The following is an 8176-nucleotide window of genomic DNA, read 5'->3' on the forward strand; positions in this document are numbered from 1 at the left end:
TTTAGGGGATGAAGTTTTTCTTAGTTATATCAATTATTGCCTTCTGGTGGGTTCCTATGAACTCACCGGGCAATATTGGTATTTCGAGTTTTCCTCTTTCTATCGATTTATTTCAACCTACAACTGAACCATCCAATTTTTTAATCGGAAATAAGAATTCTATTACTAAAAGAAAGATGGATCACTTCGGTAATAAAAACAGAAAGTATTTACTAAGAAAAGAATAAGATTAAAATGGAAGTTTATCAAAACCTATTGGAAGAAATACAGGGTAGATGGAATTGCACAAGTGCGGTCAATCAAATAACAGTAGAATTTTTGAACTTGGATTTCTCACTATTAATATCTGAGAATTTAATTTCAAGAACGGGGGATGCAGATCAATTTTGGCCCAGTATATGTAATTTTGAGCTGGTTGGTTCAGTTAAGGATGGGTATTTCTACCGGGAAGATGGTTGTTTCATGCAAGTTAAATCAATTTCTCAAGATCAATTGATTATTGAACTTTCACATAAAAACCCAGAAGGTCAACTTAATACTTATCTATTTAATTTCGAAAAAGAGTTAGATTAACATTCTTAATCCAGTCCATTTTCAATTTTTTCCTTAGATAGTTTTTTCTCGTCTTTTGTTACCTCTAATTCATCACTGTCATCATCCGTTTTTGCCAGATGCAATTGCAATAATATTGGGAAATGATCGGAGCCTATACTTTCCATTCTTCTTATTTTCTGTAAACGAAAATGTCCTGAACAAAATACATGGTCCAGTGGCCAACGAAACAAAGGGTATTTCGCATGAAAAGAACTGAAAAATCCTCTACCCCTTCTGGGATCTAAAAGTCCGCTGGTTTTTAAAAATAAATCAGTGGTATAGCTCCAGGCGACATCATTTAAATCCCCGGCAACGATAGTAGGCATCTGGTCAGCTTTCGTTTTTTGACTTACCAATAAAATTTCAGCATCTCTTGCGGTTGACATTGGATTTTGAGAAGGAACTGGGGGCTCAGGATGAATAGCATACAGTTTAATAAAACGGTTTTCCAATTGTATATCAGTTTCTATAGAGGGAAGCTCATTCTTAATCCAATAATGAATTTGCGTATTTTTCAATTCTAATTTAGAAAATAAAAGCATACCATAGGTGTTTTCCCTATCCTCTAAAACTTGATAAGGATATTCAGCCCCAAATGCAGCACAACACTTATCTTTCCAGCATTTATTAGTTTCTACCAAAAGAACAATATCAGCTTGTTCATCTTTAACCATATTAGTTAACTTATCCCATTGCTGATTGTCTTGATATACATTAGCGATCAAAAGTTTGATATTAGGTTTTTTATTCAGGCTAACAGAATCCATTTGCTTTTTAGCAATTGGTAAATAAGGGTAAATTTGATAGCTTAAATAGATTTGATTAGCAATCAATAAGAATATAAAACCAAATGAAAAATAATCATCTGATGGAAAAATGATAAATGATGCAATTAAAAATACGAGATTTAAAACCCACTTTTGAGCTCTTGGGAATTCAAAGATTCTAAAAGTCCAATAATCATGACGAATTAAGGGAAGTGAACTGATCAAAATCAGAAAACCTCCCAAAATGTAAATTACGATATTTAGAATATCCATCAATAGACTTTTATCATGTTTTGATTGAAGGTAGCCAAAAATTAACTACCAATCTTTTAAACATGAATTAATTTGCCATTAATGAGAGTACTAAAAATTGATAACTTTACTTTAGGTCTTAACTAGTGCAAACAATTTGGGCTTTTACCTTAAAAAGGCATGCACTTGTTGAAAAACTATTACTTAATAATCACTGCCAAAAAAGGTGTAAAGTTCATTTTTGTTATATAATCTGTTTTTAAGCAAGCCCTAACTATTTGTCTTTACCCATTTTAGCAATGTTTTATAATTCACTTTGGTTCCGTGCATTAATATTCCAATTCTGTATATTCTTCCTGCCATCCAAATAGTGAAAACAAAGCCAATTACCATTAATCCCATACTCAATGCTAATTCCCAGGCAGGAACTCCAAAAGCAACTCTAGCCATCATGGCAACAGGAGCGGTAAATGGGATTATGGATAGCCAAAAACTGACATTACCATCAGGTTCAGGCATTACAAACATGAAAGTTCCTAAAAAACCTATAATCATGGGCATAGTGATCGGCATAGTAAACTGTTGGGCGTCTGTAATATTGTCAACAGCTGAACCCACAGCTGCAAACAATGCCCCATAAAGTAAATACCCACTTATAAAGAAAAAGGCAAAAACTGAAATATAGTAAGCATAAGGGATATCGTAAACAATATTAAGGATTTCACCTGCTTTAGAGTTTTCCATCATGGCCTGTGCATTTGAGCCTCCGTTCATACCCGACATACTTTCTTGAGCAGTTTGCATATCAGCTGGGTTCAAATCAAACATTGCAAAAACTCCTGCTGAAAGCGCGAAAATCAGGACTACCCAAATCGCAAATTGAAGTAAACCAACGGATGCTACACCAATTACTTTGCCTAGCATTAGTTGAAATGGTTTTACAGAAGAAACTATAATCTCTACAATTTTACTAGATTTCTCCTCAATCACTCCTTGCATGATTTGCGTTCCATAAATGAGTACAAACATATATACCAGAAAACTGAACGCATAAGCAATTCCATAAGCTACACCTGCACTACTTGCTTTTTCCTCTCCAGAGTCTGAGACGTTTATGGTGCTTAAGCTTATGTTGGTTTTCAGACCTTCCATTTCTTTCTCGCTGATTCCACTTTCTTTTAATTTCTGATCTCTAATTTGTGATTCGATTTGGTTTTCGAAATAGGAACTGGCCTGCAGGCTGGGGTTCTTTTTAGCATACATTACGATCCCCTCAGGATTTGCTAATTCAAATTCAGGGAAATATAAAAGGGCATATGCCTCACTTTCAGTAAAGATAGTCTTGGCTTCTTCCAGACTTAAATTTAATTCTTCGAAAGCATATTTTTTATCATTTTCGAAGTTGAAAGTTCCTGCTTCATCCAACACATAAACTTTCTGTTGCTCTGCATTTTTGGATTCTTCAATTGCGAAATAGATCATTCCACCAATAATGGCAGGAAATAATAGGGGCACTAAAATGGTTGCAAGCAAAAAGCTTTTTTTCTTAACTCTGCTATCAAACTCCCTTTTAATTATTAAGCCGATCTTACTCATGTGTTCGTTATTTTAAGGTTATGAAGTGGGAATATTTTGATTTTCGCCTTTTACCAATTGAATGAAAATGTCATTGATAGAAGGAATGTCCTCTTTAAAAGAAACAATATCAACTTTCTGATTGATTAATTCCTGTAATAGCTGATTGGATGAGGCACCTGATAATAATTTCAGCGTAGATTGCTGCAGTCCCTCGCCTAATTCTGCTTTCTTTTCCAAGCTAAAAGTATCGTTAGTAGATATTCCATTGCCTCTATGCACTAATGAGTATTGATTAGATTTGAAGTCATTCTTGATTTTAGATTTTTCACCATCCAAAATCTTTTCTGACTTATTGATTAAGGCAATATAATCACACATTTCCTCTACAGATTCCATTCGATGTGTGCTGAATATAACAGTACTTCCTTTTTCCCTTAGGCGTAGGATTTCGTCTTTTATTAAACTAGCATTAATAGGATCAAAACCAGAGAATGGCTCATCTAAAATGATGAGTTCTGGCTCGTGCATTACGGTAGAAATAAATTGCACTTTTTGCTGCATGCCTTTAGAAAGGTCTTCGATTTTTTTGTTCAACCAATCGGAAGCTTCAAATCTCTCTAGCCAAGCTTTAATTTTCTGAACCGCCTCTTTTTTGGATAGCCCTTTAAGCTGCGCTAAATACAAAAGCTGGTCGCCCACTTTCATTTTTTTGTATAGTCCTCTTTCCTCCGGCAAGTAGCCAATGGTTCCAATATGTTTTGAAGCCAAATTTTCTCCATTGATTTGGATTTGCCCTGAATCGGCATTAATGATTTGGTTGACGATTCTGATGAAAGTACTTTTCCCCGCTCCGTTAGGGCCTAGCAAGCCAAAGATAGATTGCTTAGGGATTTCTAAATCGACATTATGAAGAGCAACATTTTCGTGAAATGTCTTATTGAGGTTCTTTGCGGTAAGTATATGCACGTTGATATTTATTTTTTACAAATGTATTTTAAAAATTCAAAAGTGCAATAAAGTAATTTTTAATTGTATACTTATTATGATGGATGGTAATCTAGATCAATAGCTAAAACTTATTTAAGTTTTTTGAGTAGTCAAAAAGTCCTCATTTAATTATTTCTGAATTTTTCCATAAATAAATTTTTAATTTTTTATTAACCCAGGTTTCAATAGGGTATTAAAAATCTAAATAGCGTTTTCCATTCTTGACATATCTTTTCAAAATATTCCACCCTAGCAATTAATGGCAGAAAGTTATGAAGATTGCCTTTAATTAGCCCCAGGGCAACAAATCATACTTTATCATGACCTAGGTCATGGTTTAGCCAACTTTTACCTGCCACCTTTACATCATAATTAAAAAGTCAAAAGCTATGAGAAATTTAATGATTATAATGATGTTGATTTTTGCACCCATGGTGTACGGTCAGCAATTAACAGTAAACGAAAGTAATACTCAACTAAGCATTGACGGAACTTCAACTGTTCATGATTGGACAATCGAAGCTGAGCAATTCGATGGTAAAGCAGATGTAAAAATTGAAGACAATGCTTTACAAACTATCAATAGCTTAAGCTTTAATGTTCCGGTGGAAAGTTTAAAGAGTGGGAAATCTGCAATGGATGATAACACTTATGAAGCTTTGAAAGCCGATGATCATCCAGTGATTAAATATCAATTCCGCTCCATGGATAATGTGAAAGTTGACGGAAACACTGCCACCATGGACACAAAAGGTCTTTTAACAATAGGTGGAGTAAGTAAAATAGTCAATATGAAAGTGACTGCAGACACAAGCAATGGAATAGCCTTCAAAGGAGACATTACATTCAATATGTCTGTCTTTGAAATAGACCCTCCTACTGCGGTATTCGGTACCATTAAAACAGGAGATCAAGTTACAATTAAGTTTAACGCTCAATATAAATAATTCTAAAACAACAATTTAAATAAAGAAAACCATGAAAACGTTTTTAAGATTCACGATGATTGCCCTTTTAATGGGCTTTGCCCAAGTGCTTATCGCACAGGACGGCAGAAACTTGCAGTTTTTCAGACCGGTAGGTCAACCGGGCTTGAATGTATTTGAAACTTCAAAAGCTGATACAGTAGAATACGAAGGCGTAAAAGTAAGAGTAGGTGGTGATTTTGCCATGCAATTTCAGGGCTTAAGTCAAAGTAATAACGCTGAAGCTGGTTCTGGATATGAATTGATTGAATTAGGTAATAATTTCAACTTGCCTACAGCTAATTTGAATTTGGATGTTCAATTATATGATGGTGTAAGAATGCACTTAAGAACCTACCTATCTTCTCGTCACCACAATGAGGCTTGGATTAAAGGTGGTCACATGCAAATAGATAAATTAGACTTTATCAGTGAAGGCTTTATGGAAGGTATTATGGAATATACTTCCATAACAATAGGGCTAGATGAATTCAATTATGGAGATGCACACTTTAGAAGAAGTGATAATGCCAGAGCAATTTATAATCCTTTTGTAGGTAACTATATCATGGATGCATTTTCTACTGAGGCTTTTGGTGAAGTAACCATCCAAAATAATGGACTAATTGCAGTAATAGGTGTTACCAACGGTAAATTAAATCAAAGCCCAACACCTGGTGATAATAAAGCATCCTTTTATACTAAGTTAGGATTTGACAAACAAATCAGTGATGATTTCAGAGCTCGTTTAACTGGTAGTTGGTACGTAAACACAGGTTCAAACGGAGGTTACTTATACGGTGGTGACAGAGCAGGAGCAAGATACTACAATGTGATGTATTCTGTAGGAAATGATGCGGCAGGTGTAAAAGCAGGTGGTGGATTTGCTGACCCACGAATTAACCCTAGATTTTCTAAAATATCAGCAGTTCAAATTAACCCATTCATTAAAGCAGGTGGCTTTGAATTCTTCGGAATTTATGAAGTGGCAAGTGGACTGAAAGAAGGAGCTGACGATGGTTCTTTAACTCAAATAGCTGCTGAGGCACTTTACAGATTTGGCGCTAATGAAAGATACTACATCGGCGGACGCTACAACAGTGTAAGCGGTTCAAAATCAGCAGATGGAGACGGGCTGGATACTAACCGATTGAACATTGGTGGTGGTTGGTTCTTAACTGACAATGTCATGACTAAAGTAGAATATGTAAACCAACAATATACTGGTGCTGCATATGATGGTGGCAGATATGATGGAGCTGGATTCAAAGGTTTAATGTTGGAGGCTGTAATTAGTTTCTAATCATAGAGCAGCTCGTTTAGTGAAAGGCGGTGGAGCAAAGCTTCATCGCTTTTTTTAAATACAAAAAAAACCTTTTCCAAAGTTTTACCTGCTAAAATCAGTAGCAAATCCATGAGCCTATTAAAAATTAAAAGCATCCCGACTTTGGAAAAGTTAATTCATAAATCAGAGTCATGCCATTAGCCTCTATACAATCTTAAATTTTATGTAACTTATCATCCAACTACATTAATATGAAGCTTCTATTTTTACATATTTTATTGATTTCTTTCTTCAACTGTTCAGTTGTATTGGGACAAGTAAGCAAGAAGGTTGTAAAAATTAATACCCAAAATTCCTATGTTGAAATTCATGGAACTACAAATGTTAACAGTTTCAATTGCAGTTATAATGCAAGGCTACCTGAAAATCAGATTGAAGTTACGCTTATAAAAAATGGAAATAATATCGAAATTCAACATGAGGCACTTTTCCTTAAAGTTCTCAACTTCAAATGCCCCAATCCACAAATGACGGATGACTTTCATGATTTATTAGAATATGAAAATTATCCTTTTATAATTTTTCAGCTAAAAAAGATTACCAATAATAGGACAGCCCATATCATGATTGAGATGGCTGGAGAGCAACAATCCTATGTTGTTGAAATTGATAATGCCATTCATCATAACAAATTAACCAGTACTTCTAAAATGGAATTATGCATAACAGATTTCGGTTTGAAACCCCCTGAGAAGTTCTTTGGAATGGTAAAAGTCAATGAAAATATTGAAGTGGAATTTAAAATTGAAATGAATATTTACGATAAATAATTATTGTTTATCAATAATTTAATATAGTTTTACGATTATTAAATCCTAAAGCTATGAAAAAGAATGTCATTCTATCGGCAAGTGCGATTATCATGCAAATAGTTAGAGTTTTAATTGCGGTAATTGCATCACTTCAAATTTTAATTTTTATAGGCTCCTTCACAAACAGCCTTTCATTGGATAAATTAATTGTTGAATCACAAGAGCTAGTGTCAAATCAAGACGGGTTTAACATTATAGATTTAACCACAATTAGTCCTTGGCTAGCTTTCTTCATTGTATTGCAAAACCTTATAATTCTTGTTTTACTCTTTAATATTCTGGGATATGGAAATGATATTGTAAAGAATATTCACAGTCTCAAAACATTTACCAAAGATAATATTAAGGCTTTTGATAAAATCAGCCAATTATCAGTTCTTCTTGTTATTGTAAAATTTATTAAGCTAAGCCCAGATAAAATAGGTATCGGCATCGAATTGAATTATGTGTTTTTGGCATTTGGTGCTATTATTTTAACTCAGGTTTTCAAAGAAGGTCACCGATTATTAACAGAAAACGAATTAACTGTTTAGGCCATGCCGATAATCGTAAATGTAGATGTGATGCTGGCCAAGCGAAAAATGCAATCCAAAGAACTAGCCGATAAAATTGGGGTAACAGTTGCCAATCTCTCCATCTTGAAAACTGGAAAGGCGAAAGCTGTACGTTTCTCCACGCTGGAAGCCATTTGCAAAGCACTGGACTGTCAACCTGGTGATTTATTAGAATTCAGAGAATAAAACGAAGATGTCATTCCCTGAAATAAGTTGACCGTTTTTAACCGATTAAAGTTATGATAAAAACGGGAAAACGCATCAGGAACAGGGTTAGATTTACCGAGGAGTTCAAGCGAAAAATTGTAGAAGATTTTGAAAA

General features: G+C 34.4%; 9 protein-coding genes. 6 read left to right on the forward strand and 3 right to left on the reverse strand.

Annotated features, from left to right (window positions below):
- Nucleotides 1-234 precede the first annotated feature (234 nt).
- Nucleotides 235-573 carry a hypothetical protein gene (locus Q0L29_RS11360; RefSeq protein WP_296621735.1) on the forward strand — a complete coding sequence of 113 codons (339 nt, stop codon included), beginning with the start codon at nt 235-237 and terminating at the stop codon, nt 571-573.
- A 5-nt stretch (nt 574-578) separates the two neighbouring features.
- Here Q0L29_RS11360 and Q0L29_RS11365 read toward each other — a convergent pair whose 3' ends face one another.
- The 3 genes from Q0L29_RS11365 to Q0L29_RS11375 form a co-directional block, all read right to left on the reverse strand.
- Nucleotides 579-1634 carry an endonuclease/exonuclease/phosphatase family protein gene (locus Q0L29_RS11365; protein WP_296621737.1) on the reverse strand — a complete coding sequence of 352 codons (1056 nt, stop codon included), beginning with the start codon at nt 1632-1634 and terminating at the stop codon, nt 579-581.
- A gap of 249 nt (nt 1635-1883) precedes the next feature.
- Nucleotides 1884-3209: an ABC transporter permease gene (locus Q0L29_RS11370; protein ID WP_296621738.1), complete on the reverse strand. Its 1326-nt coding sequence runs from the start codon at nt 3207-3209 to the stop codon at nt 1884-1886.
- Nucleotides 3210-3227: 18 nt separating this feature from the next.
- A complete protein-coding gene (locus tag Q0L29_RS11375) occupies nt 3228-4157 on the reverse strand; it encodes an ABC transporter ATP-binding protein (protein WP_296621740.1) in 930 nt (309 codons plus the stop codon).
- 410 nt (nt 4158-4567) lie between these two features.
- Here Q0L29_RS11375 and Q0L29_RS11380 point away from each other — a divergent pair, with 410 nt between their 5' ends.
- From Q0L29_RS11380 to Q0L29_RS11400, 5 genes are all read left to right on the forward strand, one after another.
- On the forward strand, nt 4568-5125 hold the full coding sequence (locus Q0L29_RS11380; RefSeq protein WP_296621742.1) for a YceI family protein: 558 nt from the start codon (nt 4568-4570) through the stop codon (nt 5123-5125).
- Between the two features lie 31 nt (nt 5126-5156).
- Entirely contained in the window at nt 5157-6446 is a 1290-nt protein-coding gene (locus Q0L29_RS11385) for a hypothetical protein (protein ID WP_296621744.1), read from the forward strand.
- A gap of 233 nt (nt 6447-6679) precedes the next feature.
- Complete coding sequence (locus Q0L29_RS11390; RefSeq protein ID WP_296621746.1) at nt 6680-7258, forward strand: YceI family protein; 579 nt, start codon at nt 6680-6682, stop codon at nt 7256-7258.
- Between the two features lie 53 nt (nt 7259-7311).
- Entirely contained in the window at nt 7312-7833 is a 522-nt protein-coding gene (locus tag Q0L29_RS11395; RefSeq protein WP_296621748.1) for a hypothetical protein, read from the forward strand.
- 3 nt (nt 7834-7836) lie between these two features.
- On the forward strand, nt 7837-8040 hold the full coding sequence (locus Q0L29_RS11400; RefSeq protein WP_296621750.1) for a helix-turn-helix transcriptional regulator: 204 nt from the start codon (nt 7837-7839) through the stop codon (nt 8038-8040).
- Nucleotides 8041-8176 lie beyond the last annotated feature (136 nt).

The organism is Marivirga sp. (assembly GCF_024636815.1).
Taxonomy (GTDB): Bacteria; Bacteroidota; Bacteroidia; order Cytophagales; family Cyclobacteriaceae; genus Marivirga.